Below are 19,085 nucleotides of genomic sequence, written 5' to 3' on the forward strand. Positions count from 1 at the left end.
AAAAACGTGGGAATTCGCAAATACAAAGGAACCACTAATGGACGCCGTAATATGAACGGATATGACTTCGCTGAAATTACGAAGACTACTCCTGAAAAGACATTATTGGCTCCATTAAAGCACAAGGCTGGTCGTAATAACTCTGGCCGGATGACTGTTCGCCACCGTGGTGGTGGGACAAAGCGTCAATACCGGATCATCGACTTTAAGCGGATTAAGGATGATGTACCTGCAACTGTTAAGGCAATTGAATATGATCCAAACCGGACTGCTAACATTGCCTTATTAGTTTACGCTGATGGTCAAAAGTCATACATCTTAGCTCCAAAGGGCTTGAAGGTTGGTATGACGGTTCAATCGGGTCCAGAAGCTGATATCAAGGTTGGGAATGCATTGCCATTAAAGAATATTCCAGTTGGTACTGTTATTCATAACATTGAATTGAAGCCAGGAAAGGGTGGTCAATTAACTCGTTCTGCCGGTACTTCAGCTCAATTACTTGGTAAGGAAGAAAAGTATGTCTTAGTTCGTCTATCATCTGGTGAAGTTCGGATGATTTTAGCAACTTGCCGGGCTACGGTTGGTGCAATTGGAAATGACGAACATGGTCTAATTAAGATTGGTAAGGCTGGTCGTAAGCGTTACACTGGTCAACGTCCACATGTTCGTGGATCTGTTATGAACCCTAATGATCACCCACATGGTGGTGGGGAAGGTAAGGCTCCAGTTGGTTTACCATCACCACTTTCACCTTGGGGTAAGAAGACTGTTGGTAAGAAGACCCGTTCACACAAGGCTCGTTCAAACAAATTTATTGTTCGTGGTCGTAAGCGTGGTCCACATACTCGTTAAAAAATTAAAAAGTAATACCCGAGAGGAGGTACACAGATGGGTCGTAGTTTAAAAAAGGGACCTTTCGCTGATGCTTCACTATTAAAGAAGGTTGAAGCTCAAGCCGATAACGAAAAGAAGACTGTCATTAAGACTTGGTCACGTCGTTCAACCATCTTCCCTAGCTTTATTGGTTACACTTTTGCTGTTTATGATGGTCGTAAGCACGTACCAGTTTATGTTCAAGAAGATATGGTAGGCCACAAATTAGGAGAATTCGTACCAACACGGACTTTCCGCGGTCACGCCGGCGACGACAAGAAGACTGGTAAGAAGTAAGGAGGAATTAAGAAATGGCTGAAAACGTTACTTCAGCTAAGGCAACTGCCAAGATGGTACGTGTATCATCACGGAAGGTTCGATTAGTATTAGATACTATTCGGAACAAGACTGTTGCTGAAGCATTTGCTATTCTGAAGTTCACTCCTAATGGTGCTGCTTCAGACGTTGAAAAAGTATTAAAATCTGCTGTTGCAAACGCTGAAAACAACTTTGATTTAGATCAAGCTTCATTGGTTGTAAGTGAATGTTACGCTAACGAAGGACCAACGCTAAAGCGTTTCCGTCCTCGGGCAAAGGGTTCTGCTTCACCAATTAACAAGCGGACTAGTCATATTACAGTGGTTGTAACTGAAAAGTAGGAGGGACGAATAGTGGGTCAAAAAGTTAATCCAACTGGTTTCCGTGTTGGTGTCATTCGTGACTGGACTGCTAAGTGGTACGCTGATAAGGACTACGCCGCATACTTAAACGAAGACCTTCGGATCCGTGAATACATTGAAAAGCGACTTGCTGATGCATCTGTCTCAACTGTTGAAATTGAACGGGCTGCAAACCGCGTGAACGTTTCAATTCACACTGCCAAACCAGGAATGGTAATTGGTAAGGGTGGTTCAGAAGTTGAAGCACTTCGTAAAGAATTAAACGCGCTTACTGGCAAGCGTGTCCACATTAATGTTGTGGAAATTAAGAAGCCTGATTTAGAAGCTCACCTTGTTGGTGAAAGTGTTGCTCAACAACTTGAAAATCGGGTTGCCTTTCGTCGGGCAATGCGGGGAGCAATGCAACGTGCTATGCGTGCTGGTGCTAAGGGTATTAAGATCCAAGTTGCTGGTCGTTTGAACGGTGCTGATATGTCACGGGTTGAATCATACTCTGACGGAACTGTTCCATTGCATACATTACGTGCTGACATTGATTACTCATGGGATGAAGCCCACACGACTTATGGGGTTTTGGGTATCAAGACCTGGATCTACCGTGGAGAAGTATTGCCAGCTAAGAAAAACAAAGCATAAGGAGGGAAGAAAAACATGCTAGTACCAAAGCGAGTAAAACACCGTAAGGTTCAACGTGGTCACATGCGTGGTGAAGCCAAGGGTGGTAAGACTGTTAACTTTGGTGAATTTGGTTTACAAGCCTTAGATTCACACTGGATTAGCAACCGCCAAATCGAAGCCGCACGTATTGCGATGACACGTCATATGAAGCGTGGTGGTAAGGTTTGGATCAAGATTTTCCCTCACCACTCGTACACAAGCAAAGGTGTTGGTGTCCGGATGGGTAATGGTAAAGGTGCTCCAGAAGGTTGGGTTGCACCAGTTAAGCGTGGTAAGGTGATGTTTGAAGTTGCAGGTGTTCCTGAAGAAGTTGCACGTGAAGCTTTGCGTCTTGCCGGTAACAAGTTGCCAGTTCGCACTAAGATTTTACAACGGGAAGTAGGTGGAGAATCTAATGAAGACTAAAGATTACGTACAAGAACTAAATGGATTAACCACTGATCAATTGCAAAACCGGGAAAAGGAACTGAAGGAACAATTGTTTAACTTACGTTTCCAATTAGCAACCGGGCAATTGGAAAACACTGCAAGCCTGAAGACAGTTCGGAAGGACATTGCACGGGTTAAGACTGTTCTTCGCCAACAAGAATTAAACAAATAACGAATACGAAAAGGAGGATTACGCATGAGTGACGAACGTAATGCACGTAAGGTGTACCAAGGTCGTGTAGTTTCTGACAAAATGGACAAAACGATCACGGTTGTGATTGATACTTACAAGAGTGCACCGATCTACGGAAAGCGTGTTAAGTACTCAAAGAAGTTCTACGCACACGATGAAAACAACGAAGCACATATTGGCGACACTGTTCAAATCATGGAAACGCGGCCTTTATCAGCTAAGAAGCGCTTCCGTTTGGTTAAAGTCGTTGAAAAGGCCATCGTGCTTTAATTAAAATCTAAAATTCGTATTCTAATTCTTACATATTGATGGAAGGAGGACACTAACCGTGATTCAACAAGAAAGTCGGTTAAAAGTCGCAGATAACTCTGGTGCCCGTGAACTTTTAGTAATTAAGATCCTGGGTGGCTCCCGTGTTAAGACTGGTAATATTGGTGACGTTATTGTTGCTACTGTTAAACAAGCAACACCAGGTGGCGTTGTCAAAAAAGGTGACGTTGTCAAGGCTGTTGTCGTACGGACTAAGCATGGTTTACACCGTGCTGACGGTTCATACATTAAGTTTGACGAAAATGCTGCCGTTTTGATTAACAATGATAAGAGTCCTAAGGGTACTCGGATTTTCGGACCAATCGCCCGTGAATTACGTGATGATGATTACATGAAGATCATCTCACTTGCCCCAGAAGTTCTATAAAATACCGATAATAAGGAGGTGCACACATGTTCTTAAAAACAGGTGACAAAGTTCGCGTTATTGCCGGTAAGGACAAGGGTCAAGAAGGTACTGTTAAGAAGACTCTTGCAAGTGAAAACCGGGTTATCGTCGAAGGTGTTAATGTTGTCAAGAAACACCAAAAGCCTAGCAATGTAAATCCTAATGGTGGGATTATCGATCAAGAAGCTCCAATTAATGCTTCAAACGTTATGCTTCTTGATCCTCCAACTAACGAACCAACTCGTGTTGGCTACCAAGTTGTTGATGGTAAGAAAGTCCGGGTGGCTAAGAAGTCCGGTCAACAAATTGATTAATTTTAGGGAAAGGAGGAATTATTACTAATGGAAAACCGTTTAAAAGCTAAGTACGAAAGCGAAGTTCGCCCATCATTAATTGAAAAGTTTAACTACTCTTCAGTGATGGCCGCACCTAAGATTGAAAAAGTTGTTTTAAACATGGGTGTTGGTGATGCAACCACCAACTCAAAGAACCTTGATGAAGCCGTTGAAGAATTAGGTTTGATTTCTGGTCAAAAGCCTTTGATTACAAAGGCTAAGAAGTCAATCGCTGGTTTCCGTCTTCGTGAAGGAATGGCAATTGGTGCGAAGGTTACTCTTCGTGGTGATCGGATGTATGACTTCTTGGATAAGTTGATCAATGTTTCATTACCACGGGTTCGTGACTTCCACGGGGTTAGCAACAAGGCCTTTGATGGTCGTGGTAACTACACTCTTGGAATTCGTGAACAATTGATTTTCCCTGAAATTGATTATGATAATGTTAAGCGGGTTCGTGGTTTAGATGTTGTAATTGTTACAACGGCTAATTCAGATGAAGAATCACATGAATTATTGGCACAATTAGGTATGCCATTCGCTAAGTAATAGGAGGTTCCACAATTGGCTAAAAAATCATTAGTTGCTAAAAACAAGCGTCCGGCCAAGTTCTCAACCCAAGCTTATACGCGTTGTGAACGTTGTGGTCGTCCGCACTCAGTTTACCGTAAGTTCCACCTTTGCCGGCTTTGTTTACGTGACTTGGCCCACAAGGGACAAATTCCTGGTATGAAGAAGGCTAGTTGGTAAACTAAATCCACGACAAGGAGGAAATACATAGATGTCTATGAGCGATCCAATTGCAGATTTTCTTACTCGGATTCGTAATGCTAACATGGCCCACCACGAATCAGTAGAAGCACCTGCATCAAAGATGAAGAAGGACATTGCTGAAATCTTAAAAAATGAAGGTTTCATTCGCGATGTTGAATATGTAGAAGACAACAAACAAGGCATCATCCGCGTATTCTTGAAGTACGGTAAGGATGGCGAACGTGTAATTACTGGCCTTAAGCGGATTTCAAAGCCTGGTCTTCGTTCATACGTTAAAGCTGACGCTGTGCCAAAGGTCTTAAATGGTTTGGGTATTGCTATTGTTTCAACTTCAAACGGGGTTGTAACTGATAAGGTAGCCCGGGCTCAAAAGGTCGGTGGCGAAGTGATTGCTTACGTTTGGTAAAATATAATACGAAGGAGGTGTACGCATGAGTCGTATTGGTTATAAAGAAATTGATTTACCAGAAGGTGTTGAAATTTCTCAAGACGGCAATGTTGTAACGGTTAAGGGACCAAAAGGAACCTTAACTCGTGAAATTTCACCATTAATCACGATGAAGATTGATGGAAATGTGGTTACTTTCACTCGTGATAGTGACGTTAATACTGTTCGGGCCCTACATGGTGCTACCCGTGCGAATGTTGCTAACATGGTTGAAGGGGTTACTAAGGGCTTCAAGAAGACAATGAAGTTAGTCGGTGTTGGTTACCGGGCCCAATTTAAGGGAACTACTTTGACTTTAACGGTTGGTTACTCAAACCCTGTTGAAATGGAAAAGCCTGAAGATCTTGAAGTTGCTGTTCCAGATAACACGACTATTGAAATTAGTGGTATTAACAAGGAACATGTTGGTGACTTCGCCGCTGAAGTTCGTGCCGTACGTTCACCTGAACCATATAAGGGTAAGGGTATTCGTTACGAAAACGAACACATTATCCGCAAGGAAGGTAAGACTGGTAAGTAATTTTTAATTCTTACGAGTTAAATTTATTGAAGAAAGATTATTTTAAGAGGTGACAGTTGTGATTTCTAAACCAGATAAGAACAAGATCCGTCAACGGCGCCACAAGCGTGTCCGTGGTAAGATCTCTGGTACTGCCGAGCGCCCACGTTTAAGTGTTTACCGTTCAAACAAGAACATTTACGCTCAAGTAATTGATGACGTGAAGGGTGTAACGCTCGCAAGTGCCTCAAGACATGATAGTGAAGTTAGTGGAAACACTAAAACTGAACAAGCTGCTAGCGTTGGTGCTTTAGTTGCTAAGCGTGCGGCTGAGAAGAACATTAGCGTGGTTGTTTTCGACCGTGGTGGTTATCTTTACCATGGTCGGGTACAAGCCTTAGCTGAAGCTGCTCGTGAAAACGGACTGCAATTCTAATTGAAAGGAGAATTTCCAGTAATGGCATCAACACAATCATACATCGACCCAGCTAAATTGGATTTAGAAGATCAAGTTGTTTCAATCAACCGGATTACTAAGGTTGTTAAGGGTGGTCGTCGTTTACGGTTTGCTGCACTTGTTGTAGTCGGAGACCACAATGGTCACGTTGGGTTTGGGACTGGTAAGGCCCAAGAAGTTCCTGAAGCAATTCGAAAGGCTTCCGCAGCTGCCCAAAAGAACTTGATTAGTGTCCCAATGGTTGGCACGACAATTCCTCACGAAGTCATTGGGACTTTCGGTGGTGGAAAGATTATGCTTAAGCCTTCTGCTGAAGGTACTGGGGTTACTGCCGGAGGTGCGGTTCGTAACGTCATGGAACTTGCTGGGGTTGCTGATGTGACTTCCAAGCGTCTTGGTTCCAACACACCAATTAATGTTGTGCGTGCTACATTTGAAGGACTTAAGGCATTGAAGAGTGCTGAAGAAGTATCACAATTACGTGGTGTTTCAGTTGACCATTTGGCAAAATAGGAGGACATAATTATGGCTAAAGTTAAAGTTACTTTAATCCACAGCGTTGCCCACCGCCAACCAACTCAACGGAAGACGATTCAGGCTTTAGGTCTAGGTAAGATTAACAGTTCCAATATCTTGCCAGATAACGCTGCAACCCGGGGAGCAATTTTCAAGGTTGCTCACTTAGTTTCAGTAGAAGAAGTTAAGTAATAAAATATTAGAATAAGGAGGTGCCAACCTAATGAAATTAAACGAATTAAAGCCTTCAGAAGGTTCACGTTTCAAGCGTTTACGTAAGGGGCGTGGTTTATCATCTGGTCATGGTTTCACTTCGGGACGTGGTACTAAGGGTCAAAAGGCTCATGGTAAGACTCGTCTTGGATTTGAAGGGGGCCAAATGCCTCTTTACCGGCAAAAGCCAAAGCGTGGATTCACTAGCATGAGTCACAAGGACTACGCATTAGTTTCCTTAACGACTTTAAATCAATTCGAAGATGGGGCTGAAGTTACCCCAGAAGTATTGGTTGCTAATGGTGTGATCAAGAATGTTAAGAGTGGTGTCAAAGTTTTAGCAAACGGTAAATTAGAAAAGAAGTTAACGGTTAAAGCTAACAAGTTCTCTGATTCTGCTGTTAAAGCAATTGAAGCTGCTGGTGGTCAAACCGAGGTGATCTAATGTTTTCAACCGTCAAAGATGCATTTAAGGTTAAAGAAATTCGCGGTAAGATTTTCTTTACTTTATTTGTATTGTTTGTTTACCGGTTGGGATCATATATCACTGTTCCAGGCGTCAATGCTGGTGCATTGCAATCCCTTGCTAATTCTGGATTAGCATCAATTTTAAATACCTTTAGTGGTGGGGGATTATCTAATTATTCTCTATTCGCCATGGGGGTATCACCTTACATTACTGCTCAAATCGTGGTGCAATTACTCCAAATGGATATTGTTCCCAAATTTGTAGAATGGAGTAAGCAAGGTGAGGTTGGTCGTCGAAAATTGAATCAAGCCACGCGTTGGTTAACCATAGTCCTTGGTTTTATTCAATCAATCGGAATTACGGCCGGTTTTAGTGCGTTAAGCTCAATTAAGTTAGTTGAAACTCCGGGGGTTACTTCATACATTACCATTGGTCTGATATTGACGGCTGGGACCATGTTTGCAACCTGGCTTGGTGATATGATAACTGAGCGCGGGCTTGGTAACGGAGTTTCTATGATCATTTTCGCGGGTATTTTAGCTCAAATTCCCGGTGGGATTGTTCAATTATGGAACGATCAAATCGCAGGTGAATCTGGTTCCGCCCTTTGGGAAGGAATTGGATTCGTTGCTGTTGTTGTGATTGCATTATTGATTATTGTTCAATTTGTGACTTGGGTTCAACAGGCTGAACGACGGTTACGGATTCAATATACGCGTCGCACAACCACTGCTCCTGCTAACAGTTATCTTCCTTTAAAGATAAATGTTTCAGGGGTGATTCCAGTTATCTTTGCTGGAGCATTTATTTCTACTCCTCAAACGATTCTAGTGGCATTTCAGCAGGCACATTCTGGGGATACTTGGTATCAAATTTTAACCAGTATTTTTAACCTTTCGTCTGGGCCTGGAATTACCTTATACACTGTTTTGATTGTTGCATTTACGTTTTTCTACGCCTTTGTGCAAGTTAACCCTGAAAAACTAGCCGAGAATTTACAAAAACAAGGTAGTTACATTACTGGTGTTCGACCAGGACGTGGCACCCAAGATTTTGTTTCAAAGCTTTTGATGCGGTTAAGTACGGTTGGTTCACTCTTCCTTGGATTAATCTCGTTGATTCCGTTATTGGCCAGTGTGTGGTTTGGTCTAAGCGAGTCAATTGGATTAGGGGGAACGAGTTTGCTAATCGTTGTCCAAATTGCCCTAGACGTTGTTCGACAATTAAAAGGGATGACAACTAAACGTGAATACGTTGGTTTCATCCATGAGGATAAATAATGGAGGAAATTCCAATGAGTACTATGAATTTGGTTTTGATGGGGTTACCTGGTGCCGGAAAAGGGACGCAAGCGCAATTAATTGTTCAGGAATTTGATGTTCCTCATATTTCTACAGGTGACATCTTCCGTGCGGCAATTAAGAACGAAACACCTATGGGCATTCAGGCAAAGCAATTCATCGATAAAGGTGAATTAGTGCCAGATGAAGTTACGAATGGGATCGTTAAAGAACGATTAGCTGAAGCTGATACGGCCAAAGGTTTCATGTTAGATGGTTTTCCTCGTAATTTGGTACAAGCTAAAAGTTTGAACCAAATGTTAGCTGATTCAGGACGGAAATTAGATGCAGTGATTAACATTCACGTTAACCCTGATATCTTAGTGGAACGTTTAAGCGGTCGTTTCATTTGCCGTAATTGTGGGACAACCTACCATCGTTTGTACAATATGCCTAAGGTAGAAGGTACATGTGATGTTTGTGGTCAACATGATTTTTATCAACGGGATGATGATAAACCTGAAACGGTTAAGAATCGGTTTGATGTAAACATCAAGCTTAATACGCCATTGATTGACTTCTATGAACAACAAGGGTTACTTTACAATATCGATGGTGAACAAGACATCGATAAAGTTTATGCCGATGTCAAAAAAGTTCTAACAGGCCTAACGGACTAGGTGTTGTAAACCTTTTGCGGTTATGTTAAACTATTCAAGGTTTATCTAGTTTTGTGGGGGATCAGTGTGTCTTACACCGTTTTTACGTTTTTTGTTATAACGTTCAAGGAGGAACTGTCAGTGGCAAAAGCCGATGTTATTGAAGTTGAAGGTAAGGTTACTGAAACTTTACCGAATGCGATGTTTAAAGTTGAATTGGAGAATGGGGTAGAAATTTTAGCCCATGTCTCAGGTAAGATCCGGATGCACTATATCAAGATCCTACCTGGTGATCGGGTGCGGGTTGAAATGTCTCCTTATGATTTGACTAAAGGTCGAATTACCTTCCGGTTTAAATAAACAGATAGATCAAGCATTAGGAGGATTTTCACGATGAAAGTACGACCATCAGTAAAAAAGATGTGCGATAATTGTAAAATTGTTAAGCGGCGTGGTCGGGTAATGGTAATTTGCCAAAACCCAAAGCACAAGCAGCGCCAAGGTAAATAATTTATAAAGGAGGTGTCTAAATGGCTCGGATTTCAGGTGTCGATTTACCTCGTGATAAGCGAATCGTAATCGGTTTAACATATATCTACGGAATTGGTAACACGACTGCCCAAAAGATTTGTGCAGCTGCGGGCGTTTCAGAAGACGTTCGTGTTCGTGACCTTACTCCTGATCAAGAAGATAAGCTTCGGGTTCAAGTTGACCAATTAAAGGTTGAAGGGGACTTACGTCGGGAAGTTTCAATGAACATCAAGCGGCTCCAAGAAATTGGATCATACCGTGGGATGCGTCACCGTCGTGGATTACCTGTGCGTGGACAACACACTAAGAACAACGCGCGGACTCGTAAGGGGAAGGCTGTTGCGATTGCAGGTAAGAAGAAGTAATCAATTTTTAAAGAAGGAGGTAAATTAGTTTATGGCAACTAAAAAAGGTACACGTAAGCGTCGTGTCAAGAAGAATGTCGAAACTGGTGTTGCACACATTCACTCAACTTTTAACAACACTTTGATTATGATTACTGATGTTCAAGGAAATGCTGTGGCTTGGTCTTCAGCTGGTGTTCTTGGATTTAAGGGTAGTCGGAAGTCAACTCCATTTGCTGCTCAAATGGCTTCAGAAGCTGCGGCTAAGCAAGCAATGGAACATGGGATGAAGACTGTTGAAGCTGAAGTTAAGGGTCCTGGTTCCGGTCGTGAATCAGCAATTCGTGCCCTTCAAGCTGCAGGTCTTGAAGTTACGGCTATTCGTGATGTAACTCCAGTGCCACATAACGGTTCTCGCCCTCCAAAACGTCGTCGTGTTTAAGATGCACCACGATGTTTTAATCGGGCAGGTGCCTTTACAATTGCGATTCACGTTTTGAAAGGGGTAGCAGAGTAGAATGATCGAATTCGAAAAACCAAACATTCACAAAATCGAAGAAACTGACAACTTCGGTAAGTTTGTCGTTGAACCATTAGAACGTGGTTACGGAACGACATTGGGAAATTCACTTCGTCGAGTGATGTTAGCTTCATTACCGGGTGCGGCAATTACTAGCATTCAAATTGATGGTGTTTTACATGAATTTAGTACGGTTGATGGGGTAACGGAGGATGTTACTCAAATCATTTTGAACCTTAAGAAAGTAGCTTTAAGAATTGATGGCGATGATGCTAAAGATCTTGAAGTTGACGTAAAGGGTCCAACTGAAGTGACCGCTGCTGATATTCAAGGCTATGGTGACGTTTCTATCTTAAACCCTGACCTTCACTTAGCAACAGTTGCTGACGGTGCAGAATTGCATATTAAGATGACTGCTGACAAGGGTCGTGGATATTCATCAGCTGATGATAACAAGTCTAACATGGATATGAGTGCAATTGGTGTTTTACCAATTGACTCAATTTATACCCCAATTGATCGTGTCAACTATACTGTTGAAAACACTCGGGTTGGGCAAAGCAATGATTATGATAAATTGACTTTGGACGTTTGGACTAATGGTTCTTTAACCCCAACTGACGCTATCAGTTTAGCTGCTAAGATTCTAAATGATCATTTAGCAATGTTTGTTAACTTAACTGAAGAAGCCCAAACCACCCAAGTGATGGTAGAACGTGAAGAAACGCATCAAGAAAAGGTACTTGATAAGACAATCGAAGAACTTGATTTATCGGTACGTTCATACAACTGTTTGAAGCGGGCTGATATCCAAACGGTAAAAGACTTAACGGAACGGACTGAATTAGACATGATGAAAGTTCGGAATCTTGGTCAAAAGTCCTTGGATGAAATCAAGTTGAAGTTAGCTGATCTTGGCGTTGGATTTCGTCAAGAAGACTAATATAAGATAAAAAAGATTAAAAGGAGGGAGAACTAATGAGTTACCGTAAATTAGGTCGGACTAGTTCCCAACGGAAAGCTTTATTACGTGATTTGACTACTAGTTTGATTGTTAATGGTTCAATCACAACTACTGAACCTCGGGCTAAGGAAGTTCGCAAGACAATGGATCAAATGATCACTTTAGCTAAGCGTGGTGATTTAGCATCTCGTCGGAAAGCGGCTGCTTTTGTACGTAATGTTGTTGCTGACGTTAAAGAAGATGGCGACGATATCAAGGTTCAATCAGCATTACAAAGTCTTTTTGAAGACCTTGCTCCTAAGTATGCTGACCGGAACGGTGGTTACACCCGGATCCTTAAGACGATGCCTCGTCGTGGTGATGGCGCTAAGATGGTTATCTTAGAATTGGTTTAATCACTAATAATTAAATACGTAATAAAGAATCACTATGACAGGTGATATAGAGTGTTACGATGATGAAGAGAAATCTTTTAGTCTAGCTCGAATGTCTACGGACGCATCCCAGTTGTAAGTGATTTTTTTTATCCTCTTTTTTTGGTACAATGGTTTAGATATCAATTTGGAGGTGTCAGATGTCACTTGTTGAAGTCCGTAACTTATCTTTTACCTATCCGGATAGTGATGAGTCGGTTTTACATGATCTATCTTTTGAAATTGAAGCAAATGAATGGGTTGCCATTATTGGTCATAATGGAAGTGGAAAATCGACTTTAGCGCGCTTGATTGATGGCCTTTTGTCTCCTGACCAGGGGAGTATTCGGATTGATCAACTGCCTGTAGACAATGATAATCTTTCTTTAATCCATCAAAAGATCGGCTTTGTTTTTCAGAATCCTGATAACCAGTTTGTTGGTGCAACGGTGGCCGATGATATTGCTTTTGGTTTAGAAAATCGTCAAATCAGCCGACCAGTCATGCAAGATAAGGTCCAAAGAGTACTAAAGCGGGTTGATATGGTTGATTTTGCTAATCATCAGCCTGAACAACTATCAGGTGGGCAAAAACAACGGGTTGCTATCGCGGGGATCCTGGCCTTAGCACCGCAACTTTTGATTTTAGACGAAGCGACCAGTATGTTAGATCCAGAAGGTCGTGCTGAAATTTTGAACTTAATCGTAGAATTACGCCGAGAAAGTAAGTTATCAGTCCTCTCAATTACCCATGATTTGGAAGAGGCGTTATTAGCTGATCGGGTGATTTTAATGGATAAAGGCCAAATTATTAAGGTAGGAACACCGCAAGAAACGGTCATGAATCAAGAATTGATGGCGTCCCATCACCTTAAACCGGTTTTCGTACGGCGCTTACTTGATCGTTTGACTGCGGCTGGCATCTCAGCACCGGCGGATGTCAATACTAGTGAACAATTGGAAATGTGGCTATGGAAGCAATTAGATTCAAAGATTTAACATACATCTATCAAGCAAACTCGGTTATGGCTCAACCGGCGCTTACTAAGATTACGACGACCTTCAAACAAGGGGCAACGACGGCTATTATCGGCCACACAGGGAGTGGGAAATCGACCTTAATGCAATTAATTGATGGTTTAATTCTTCCAACGGCTGGTTCAATCACGCTTGGTGATTTTACAATTACGAATGAAACACCAGCAAAAGAATTGGGTAAACTCCGGCGATTAGTGGGCTACGTCTTTCAATTTCCAGAAAAACAATTATTCGCGGAGTCAGTCCTTGACGACGTCAAATTTGGCCCCTTAAACCAAGGCTTATCAGATGAGAAGGCACAAGAACGTGCACAAGCGGCCCTCGAACAACTAAACTTTCCCTTAGAATTATTAAAGCATTCACCATTTGAATTATCGGGTGGACAACAACGTCGGGTGGCCATTGCGGGAGTTTTAGCGATGCACCCTGAGATTCTGATCCTCGATGAACCAACGGTCGGCTTAGACCCTGAAGGACAAGCCGAATTATTAACCTTAGTTCGTGATCTGCAGGATCAAGGTTTAATGATCTTAATCGTGACACACCAAATGGAAATTGTGGCGCAATTAGCCGATGAGGTCATGGTTTTAAATCATGGTCAATTGGCTTTCCAAGGCAGTCCACAGGATTTATTTATACAATCAGATTTGCTCGCTGATAATCATTTACGTTTACCCAAAGCGATTCAATTAGCCACTAATTTAGGACAACGCGGGATAACCTGGGATGGTTTACCGTTGACAACTGATCAGTTAGCAGATCAAATAATTCAAATGTGGAGGGATCAAGATGAATAATAAAGTTCTATTTGGTTCCTACGTTCCCACCAATTCTTGGTTACATCGACTTGATCCACGGGCAAAAATCATTGCTTGTTTTTGGTTTGTGATCTTAGTATTCTTCGCTAAAAATTTTTGGACCTATGCATGGTTAACTTTCATTTTAGGTATTGCCATGGTGATGACCAAAATTTCCTTTAAAATGTATTGGAATGGGATTAAGGTGTTAATCGGCTTAATTACCTTTACGGTTGCAATTCAGATCCTCTTTTCTTCCGGCGGGACCGTTTATTGGCAATGGGGAATCCTGGCTATTACGAGTGGCGGCTTAAAACAGGCCTTAGTAATCATTATGCGCTTTGTCCTAATTATTAATGCATCGACCGTTTTAACTTTAACGACCGAATCTTTAGAGTTAGCGACTGGCTTAGAGATCCTTATGAAACCATTGCAGGCTTTGAAAGTACCTGTTAATCAATTAACCATGATGATGTCGATTGCGTTGCGGTTTGTCCCAACTTTGATGAATGAAGTGACGACGATCATGAATGCGCAACGCTCGCGAGGAGTTAATTTTAATGAAGGTAGTTTAATTAAACGCATTAAGCAATTAGTACCGATCATGGTCCCTTTATTAGTGAGTTCCTTTAAACGGGCCGATGAATTAGCCACGGCGATGGAAGCACGGGGATATAATCCAGATCAAGCACGTAGTCAGTATCGAGTCATTGCATGGCAACGGCAAGACACACAGGCAATGGTGGCAATGCTTGTGGTAACCATTGCCTTAGGCTTGTTACGAATCTGGTTATAGGAGGCGCACTTTGTATCGTTATAAAATTACTTTTGCCTATGATGGGGCCGGCTTTTCTGGCTTTCAAATCCAGCCCCATAAGCGAACGGTAGAACAAACATTAAAAACGGCCGTGAATAAAATTGCCAAGAACCCTGATCCGCCCTTACATGTTATTGGATCAGGACGAACGGATGCGGGAGTCCATGCCCTAAATCAGGTAGCGCATTTTGATATGCCCTATCTGATACCGGATGAGTCGATGCGGAAGGCCTTAAATAGTATCTTACCCTTGGATATTCTGGTAAAAAAAGCCGAGCGGGTGCCAAATAATTTTCATGCTCGCTATGATACTCATAGCAAACGGTATCGGTATCGCGTTGATCAAGGCGAATTTGTCGATCCTTTTAAGCGGCTCTACACGGCGCATTATAAATATCCGCTGGATTTGGCGAAAATGCAACGAGCGTCCCAAGACCTGCTAGGTGAACATGATTTCACTAGTTTTGTGGCTTCCGGTAGTCAAGCTCAAAGCAATGTAAGGCGGATTGATGACGTTTTGGTTAGACGAGATGAAATCAATCATGAAGTCATTTTCGAATTTGAGGGGAATGGTTTTTTATATAATCAGGTACGGATTATGGTAGCCTTATTATTAGAAATTGGGAATGGACAACGGCCAGTTGATGATATTCCGCGAGTTTTAGCAGCAAAAGATAGACAAGCGGCACGGATGACAGCTCCGGCGACAGGGCTATATCTTGTTAGGGTGAATTATGCGGATTCACCAGCAAAAAACATTGACGATTGCTGAAATATCAAGTAAACTACTAATTGGTATTTCTTTTCCATTAATTACTCGGTACACAATTAATTGTAAAAGAAAGACAAATATTGGAGGAACTTAATCGTGAGAACGACATACATGGCAAAACCTGGTGAAGTTGACCGTAAATGGTACATTGTTGATGCTACTGACGTTCCATTGGGACGTTTAGCATCAGTTGTTGCCTCAGTTTTACGTGGTAAGAACAAGCCAACCTTTACCCCACACGTTGATACTGGTGACAATGTGATCGTTATCAACGCTGCACAAGTTAAGTTAACTGGTAAGAAGTTAAGCCAAAAGATGTACTACCGTCACTCAAATCACCCAGGTGGTTTGAAGAAGCGGTCAGCTGCTGAATACTTAGCTTTAGCCCCAGAACGGATGGTTGAAAAGACTATCAAGGGGATGCTTCCTCACAACCCACTTGGTCGCAAGACTGGGATGAAGTTGCACGTGTACGCTGATGCAAATCACAAGCACGAAGCACAAAAGCCAGAAGTATTAGATATTACGAACTTAATTTAAGGAGGGGACGGAATTGGCTCAACAAGTACAATATAGCGGTACAGGACGGCGTAAGGATTCATCTGCACGTGTTCGTTTGGTACCAGGTTCTGGTAAGATTACTGTGAACGGCCGTGCAATCGAAGATTACATTCCGTTTGCTAACTTACGTGCCATTGTAAACCAACCATTTGCAGCAACGAAGACTGAAGGTCAATATGACGTTTTAGTTAACGTTCGTGGTGGTGGTTTCTCTGGTCAAGCCGGTGCTACTCGTCACGGGATTGCTCGTGCCTTGTTAGCTGTCGATCCAGATTTCCGCGATGTCTTGAAAAAGGCTGGTCTTTTAACTCGGGACCCACGGATGAAGGAACGTCGTAAGCCAGGGCTTAAGAAGGCTCGTAAGGCTGCTCAATTTAGTAAGCGTTAAGATACCGATTATCTTATCCATCAAAAAACACTTGTCATTTTGGCAGGTGTTTTTTGTTTGGCTTATATACCAGAGCATATGTCTTCTTTATTGTCTTCCATTTCGGTATACTTAAAAGGCAATTTTTTACCTATGGGAGGATTTATCGATGGTTTCAATTGGACGTTTTTCGCAAATCAATGCCTTACTGCAATCTAAGACAGTAGTAGTGTCAGCCTTGCCTTTTATCATTGGTTTTCTGTATGCTGGGGTAACTTATCATCAAATCAATTGGTGGGGGTCATTTTGGTTAATGGTGGCCTGTGTGGCTTTTCATTTTGCTGTAAATGCCCATAATCAGTTGTCAGATTACTTTCGCTTTCATAAAGATCAACAAATTGAAGGAAGCCACAATAATGTAATTCAACGGTTTCAAATTCCAGTGTGGGTAGCCAAACTGACGATTGTAAGTCTTGCAATTTTTACCATGCTCATTGGACTAATCCTGGTTTATCAAACGGGTGTGTTACTTTTAATTATAGGGATCATTAGTTTTCTGGTAGGGTATTTCTATTCCGGTGGCCCTTATCCAATTTTAAAGACCCCTTTAGGCGAACCTGTTTCTGGAATCACGATGGGATTCAATATTGTGCTTTTAGGGACTTACATTAATGTTGCGACAACAGTACACGTTGATGGTGCCTTTTTAGGGCGCATGTTACTAGTGGCCTTGCCAACGATTTTGGTGATTAGTAATCTCATGTTAGCTAATAATATAAGTGACCTAGTAGAGGATCAACGGATGGGACGGCATACCTTGATTACTTTTATTGGTCAGGTTAATGGCTGTCGGTTATGGCGCATCTGTTACTATCTAGCTTATCTGGCTATTGCTGTTGGGATTGGGAGCCATGTTTTACCATTTTCTACGATTGTGGTTTTCTTGACCTTTCCCATGGTAGAAAAGAAGATTAATGAATTTGTTCACTATCCAGATAAAGCAACTACTTTTTTGAATAGTATTCAAATTATCCTATTAATCTTAGTAAGTGAGATTATCGGCTTGATGATAAGCTTGATCTAATCCTTTTGTGAAAGGATAGACAAATTACTTGTAACCGTTTGTGAATTTCGGTAAAATAGTAATCGTAAATATTAAATAAATCACAAACGGAGGACAAATCATGTCTAAGAAAGTTGCTTTAGTTACGGGAGCTGGTCAAGGAATTGGAAAGGCAATTGCTGAACGATTAGCTAAAGATGGTTTTGCGGTGGCTGTTTTAGCTCGTCATGCTGATAAACTAAACGAAGTAGTGGCAGAAATCGAAGCTAATGGCGGAGAGGCCTTTGCCGTTACAGCTGACGTTGCTAAGCGGGATGAAGTATTCGCTGCCGTTGACCAAGTGGTTGACCACTATGGTGACTTAAATGTCATGGTTAACAATGCAGGGGTTGCTCCAACAACGCCGATTGATACAGTTACTCCAGATGATCTTGATTATGTCTATGGCATTAACGTCGGTGGGACGATTTGGGGTATCCAAGCTGCTCATGCGGCTTTTAAGAAGCTTGGTCACCCTGGTAAGATTATTAATGCGACTTCCCAAGCCGGGGTCGTTGGTAACCCGAACCTAACCGTTTATTCTAGTTCCAAGTTTGCCATTCGGGGAATTACTCAAGTTGTGGCCCGGGAATTAGCAGAAGAAGGAACCACGGTAAATGCCTTTGCACCTGGGATTGTTAAGACTCCAATGATGTATGACATTGCTCACCAAGTTGGTAAGAATGCTGGAAAGAGTGATGAATGGGGAATGCAAACCTTTGCTAAGGATATTGCCTTAGGCCGGCTTTCCGAACCAGAAGAAGTGGCCAGTGCAGTTGCCTTTTTAGCTGGACCAGATTCAGATTACATTACCGGACAAACCCTTGAAGTTGATGGTGGGATGCAATTCCACTAAAAAATTGAACCGATTCCTGACGGAGTCGGTTTTTAATTTCTTTAAAATAATTTTCATTATTTTTTCCCAGAATAAAGTATTAAAAATGGTTAATTTATCTTGCTAAGTACGGTATGATATTAACAGTATTACATTCGAGGAGAATAAAGGTGGCAAAAAGAAGACGACGGACAAAAAAACGAAAGATGAATCGGGGACTGAAGTGGACGATTATCATCTTAGTAATGTTAGTAGACTTAGTCGGGGCCTATTTTGGACGACACGTTTGTATGCGTTATCGTCAACAATATGAACAACAACAAACGATTGAAAAGCAGGCCAAGGAAAAGCGTGACTTTATTAAAAAGATCGCTCCCGAAGCCCAAAAGATGCAAACTAAATACCATGTCATGTCTTCCATTACCATTGCTCAGGCAATCCTAGAATCGAATTGGGGGAAGAGTAGCCTCGCTAAAGACTATCATAACCTCTTCGGGATTAAAGGATCCGGTGCCAATTCAAAGGTCATGTCGACCAAGGAATATACCAATGGTCAATGGGTGACGATTAGTGGACGCTTTAAAGTATATAGTAGTTGGAATGCTTCGATCGCAGATCATACTAAGTTAATGCTGAATGGGACTTATTATAATTCCAATAATTATTCGGCCGTGGTGAACGCAACGAACTATAAGGATGCGGCGCAAGCTCTCCAGGATGCCGATTATGCAACGGACCCAGACTACGCGAAGAAGTTAATTAACATCATTCAAACTTACGATTTAGACCAGTATGATAATTAAT

At 41.9% G+C, this 19,085-nt stretch carries 34 protein-coding genes; all 34 read left to right on the forward strand.

The genetic code is table 11. The annotated features are described in order from the left end of the window. Nucleotides 1-6: 6 nt before the first annotated feature. The 34 genes from rplB to FC60_RS04865 all read left to right on the forward strand — a co-directional run bounded on the left by rplB (nt 7) and on the right by FC60_RS04865 (nt 19,084). Entirely contained in the window at nt 7-852 is an 846-nt protein-coding gene (gene rplB, locus FC60_RS04700; RefSeq protein ID WP_007121988.1) for a 50S ribosomal protein L2, read from the forward strand. Nucleotides 853-888: 36 nt separating this feature from the next. After that, on the forward strand, nt 889-1,170 hold the full coding sequence (gene rpsS / locus FC60_RS04705) for a 30S ribosomal protein S19 (RefSeq protein WP_007121987.1): 282 nt from the start codon (nt 889-891) through the stop codon (nt 1,168-1,170). A 14-nt stretch (nt 1,171-1,184) separates the two neighbouring features. Continuing rightward, a complete protein-coding gene (gene rplV / locus FC60_RS04710; RefSeq protein ID WP_056937306.1) occupies nt 1,185-1,532 on the forward strand; it encodes a 50S ribosomal protein L22 in 348 nt (115 codons plus the stop codon). A 12-nt stretch (nt 1,533-1,544) separates the two neighbouring features. Continuing rightward, on the forward strand, nt 1,545-2,189 hold the full coding sequence (rpsC, locus tag FC60_RS04715; RefSeq protein ID WP_007121985.1) for a 30S ribosomal protein S3: 645 nt from the start codon (nt 1,545-1,547) through the stop codon (nt 2,187-2,189). 15 nt (nt 2,190-2,204) lie between these two features. Next, nucleotides 2,205-2,636 (forward strand): 50S ribosomal protein L16, encoded by a 432-nt coding sequence (gene rplP / locus FC60_RS04720; protein ID WP_007121984.1) that lies wholly within the window; start codon nt 2,205-2,207, stop codon nt 2,634-2,636. Further along, on the forward strand, nt 2,626-2,832 hold the full coding sequence (rpmC, locus tag FC60_RS04725) for a 50S ribosomal protein L29 (protein WP_007121983.1): 207 nt from the start codon (nt 2,626-2,628) through the stop codon (nt 2,830-2,832). Before rplP ends, rpmC begins: the two co-directional genes overlap by 11 nt. A 24-nt stretch (nt 2,833-2,856) precedes the next feature. Next, nucleotides 2,857-3,123 carry a 30S ribosomal protein S17 gene (gene rpsQ / locus FC60_RS04730; protein WP_007121982.1) on the forward strand — a complete coding sequence of 89 codons (267 nt, stop codon included), beginning with the start codon at nt 2,857-2,859 and terminating at the stop codon, nt 3,121-3,123. A gap of 58 nt (nt 3,124-3,181) precedes the next feature. After that, complete coding sequence (gene rplN / locus FC60_RS04735) at nt 3,182-3,550, forward strand: 50S ribosomal protein L14 (protein ID WP_007121981.1); 369 nt, start codon at nt 3,182-3,184, stop codon at nt 3,548-3,550. Nucleotides 3,551-3,576: 26 nt separating this feature from the next. Next, nucleotides 3,577-3,885, forward strand: a complete 309-nt coding sequence (gene rplX / locus FC60_RS04740; RefSeq protein ID WP_056937307.1) for a 50S ribosomal protein L24 — start codon at nt 3,577-3,579, stop codon at nt 3,883-3,885. A 27-nt stretch (nt 3,886-3,912) separates the two neighbouring features. Then, nucleotides 3,913-4,455 (forward strand): 50S ribosomal protein L5, encoded by a 543-nt coding sequence (gene rplE, locus FC60_RS04745; RefSeq protein WP_056937308.1) that lies wholly within the window; start codon nt 3,913-3,915, stop codon nt 4,453-4,455. Between the two features lie 15 nt (nt 4,456-4,470). Then, nucleotides 4,471-4,656: a type Z 30S ribosomal protein S14 gene (locus tag FC60_RS04750; RefSeq protein ID WP_056937309.1), complete on the forward strand. Its 186-nt coding sequence runs from the start codon at nt 4,471-4,473 to the stop codon at nt 4,654-4,656. A gap of 31 nt (nt 4,657-4,687) precedes the next feature. Continuing rightward, complete coding sequence (rpsH, locus tag FC60_RS04755; RefSeq protein WP_007121978.1) at nt 4,688-5,086, forward strand: 30S ribosomal protein S8; 399 nt, start codon at nt 4,688-4,690, stop codon at nt 5,084-5,086. A 25-nt stretch (nt 5,087-5,111) separates the two neighbouring features. Continuing rightward, nucleotides 5,112-5,648, forward strand: a complete 537-nt coding sequence (gene rplF / locus FC60_RS04760; RefSeq protein WP_007121977.1) for a 50S ribosomal protein L6 — start codon at nt 5,112-5,114, stop codon at nt 5,646-5,648. 49 nt (nt 5,649-5,697) lie between these two features. Further along, the gene (rplR, locus tag FC60_RS04765) at nt 5,698-6,063 is read left to right on the forward strand and encodes a 50S ribosomal protein L18 (protein WP_056937310.1); all 366 of its coding nucleotides are present in this window, start codon (nt 5,698-5,700) and stop codon (nt 6,061-6,063) included. 21 nt (nt 6,064-6,084) lie between these two features. Next, a complete protein-coding gene (gene rpsE / locus FC60_RS04770) occupies nt 6,085-6,597 on the forward strand; it encodes a 30S ribosomal protein S5 (RefSeq protein ID WP_007121975.1) in 513 nt (170 codons plus the stop codon). A gap of 12 nt (nt 6,598-6,609) precedes the next feature. Continuing rightward, nucleotides 6,610-6,792, forward strand: a complete 183-nt coding sequence (gene rpmD, locus FC60_RS04775; protein WP_040467955.1) for a 50S ribosomal protein L30 — start codon at nt 6,610-6,612, stop codon at nt 6,790-6,792. 31 nt (nt 6,793-6,823) lie between these two features. Next, entirely contained in the window at nt 6,824-7,258 is a 435-nt protein-coding gene (gene rplO / locus FC60_RS04780) for a 50S ribosomal protein L15 (RefSeq protein ID WP_056937311.1), read from the forward strand. After that, a complete protein-coding gene (gene secY, locus FC60_RS04785; RefSeq protein WP_007121973.1) occupies nt 7,258-8,562 on the forward strand; it encodes a preprotein translocase subunit SecY in 1,305 nt (434 codons plus the stop codon). Before rplO ends, secY begins: the two co-directional genes overlap by 1 nt. 23 nt (nt 8,563-8,585) lie before the next feature. Beyond that, a complete protein-coding gene (locus FC60_RS04790; RefSeq protein ID WP_338033675.1) occupies nt 8,586-9,242 on the forward strand; it encodes an adenylate kinase in 657 nt (218 codons plus the stop codon). A 120-nt stretch (nt 9,243-9,362) separates the two neighbouring features. Then, nucleotides 9,363-9,581: a translation initiation factor IF-1 gene (gene infA, locus FC60_RS04795; RefSeq protein ID WP_003681606.1), complete on the forward strand. Its 219-nt coding sequence runs from the start codon at nt 9,363-9,365 to the stop codon at nt 9,579-9,581. A gap of 33 nt (nt 9,582-9,614) precedes the next feature. Then, a complete protein-coding gene (gene rpmJ / locus FC60_RS04800; RefSeq protein WP_040467954.1) occupies nt 9,615-9,731 on the forward strand; it encodes a 50S ribosomal protein L36 in 117 nt (38 codons plus the stop codon). 20 nt (nt 9,732-9,751) lie between these two features. After that, nucleotides 9,752-10,117 (forward strand): 30S ribosomal protein S13, encoded by a 366-nt coding sequence (gene rpsM / locus FC60_RS04805; RefSeq protein ID WP_007121971.1) that lies wholly within the window; start codon nt 9,752-9,754, stop codon nt 10,115-10,117. Nucleotides 10,118-10,148: 31 nt separating this feature from the next. Further along, on the forward strand, nt 10,149-10,538 hold the full coding sequence (gene rpsK, locus FC60_RS04810; protein ID WP_007121970.1) for a 30S ribosomal protein S11: 390 nt from the start codon (nt 10,149-10,151) through the stop codon (nt 10,536-10,538). Nucleotides 10,539-10,614: 76 nt separating this feature from the next. Continuing rightward, the gene (locus FC60_RS04815) at nt 10,615-11,559 is read left to right on the forward strand and encodes a DNA-directed RNA polymerase subunit alpha (RefSeq protein WP_056937312.1); all 945 of its coding nucleotides are present in this window, start codon (nt 10,615-10,617) and stop codon (nt 11,557-11,559) included. A gap of 35 nt (nt 11,560-11,594) precedes the next feature. Then, nucleotides 11,595-11,975, forward strand: coding sequence for a 50S ribosomal protein L17 (rplQ, locus tag FC60_RS04820; RefSeq protein ID WP_056937313.1), 381 nt, complete (start codon nt 11,595-11,597; stop codon nt 11,973-11,975). Nucleotides 11,976-12,154: 179 nt separating this feature from the next. Further along, nucleotides 12,155-12,991, forward strand: a complete 837-nt coding sequence (locus FC60_RS04825) for an energy-coupling factor transporter ATPase (RefSeq protein ID WP_056937314.1) — start codon at nt 12,155-12,157, stop codon at nt 12,989-12,991. Beyond that, the gene (locus FC60_RS04830) at nt 12,964-13,827 is read left to right on the forward strand and encodes an energy-coupling factor transporter ATPase (protein WP_056937315.1); all 864 of its coding nucleotides are present in this window, start codon (nt 12,964-12,966) and stop codon (nt 13,825-13,827) included. The genes FC60_RS04825 and FC60_RS04830 overlap by 28 nt, the downstream gene beginning before the upstream one ends. Then, nucleotides 13,820-14,623, forward strand: a complete 804-nt coding sequence (locus FC60_RS04835) for an energy-coupling factor transporter transmembrane component T family protein (protein ID WP_007121965.1) — start codon at nt 13,820-13,822, stop codon at nt 14,621-14,623. The genes FC60_RS04830 and FC60_RS04835 overlap by 8 nt, the downstream gene beginning before the upstream one ends. A 10-nt stretch (nt 14,624-14,633) precedes the next feature. Continuing rightward, nucleotides 14,634-15,416 carry a tRNA pseudouridine(38-40) synthase TruA gene (truA, locus tag FC60_RS04840; RefSeq protein WP_056937316.1) on the forward strand — a complete coding sequence of 261 codons (783 nt, stop codon included), beginning with the start codon at nt 14,634-14,636 and terminating at the stop codon, nt 15,414-15,416. A 96-nt stretch (nt 15,417-15,512) separates the two neighbouring features. After that, the gene (rplM, locus tag FC60_RS04845) at nt 15,513-15,956 is read left to right on the forward strand and encodes a 50S ribosomal protein L13 (RefSeq protein WP_056937317.1); all 444 of its coding nucleotides are present in this window, start codon (nt 15,513-15,515) and stop codon (nt 15,954-15,956) included. A 13-nt stretch (nt 15,957-15,969) separates the two neighbouring features. Then, entirely contained in the window at nt 15,970-16,365 is a 396-nt protein-coding gene (gene rpsI / locus FC60_RS04850) for a 30S ribosomal protein S9 (protein ID WP_056937318.1), read from the forward strand. Between the two features lie 148 nt (nt 16,366-16,513). Next, complete coding sequence (locus FC60_RS04855; RefSeq protein ID WP_056937319.1) at nt 16,514-17,428, forward strand: prenyltransferase; 915 nt, start codon at nt 16,514-16,516, stop codon at nt 17,426-17,428. A gap of 100 nt (nt 17,429-17,528) precedes the next feature. Next, nucleotides 17,529-18,302 carry a (S)-acetoin forming diacetyl reductase gene (locus tag FC60_RS04860; RefSeq protein ID WP_007121960.1) on the forward strand — a complete coding sequence of 258 codons (774 nt, stop codon included), beginning with the start codon at nt 17,529-17,531 and terminating at the stop codon, nt 18,300-18,302. A gap of 149 nt (nt 18,303-18,451) precedes the next feature. Next, nucleotides 18,452-19,084 (forward strand): glycoside hydrolase family 73 protein, encoded by a 633-nt coding sequence (locus FC60_RS04865; RefSeq protein WP_056937320.1) that lies wholly within the window; start codon nt 18,452-18,454, stop codon nt 19,082-19,084. The last annotated feature ends 1 nt before the right edge of the window (nt 19,085 follow it).

The organism is Limosilactobacillus gastricus DSM 16045, from assembly GCF_001434365.1.
GTDB classification, from domain to species: domain Bacteria; phylum Bacillota; class Bacilli; order Lactobacillales; family Lactobacillaceae; genus Limosilactobacillus; species Limosilactobacillus gastricus.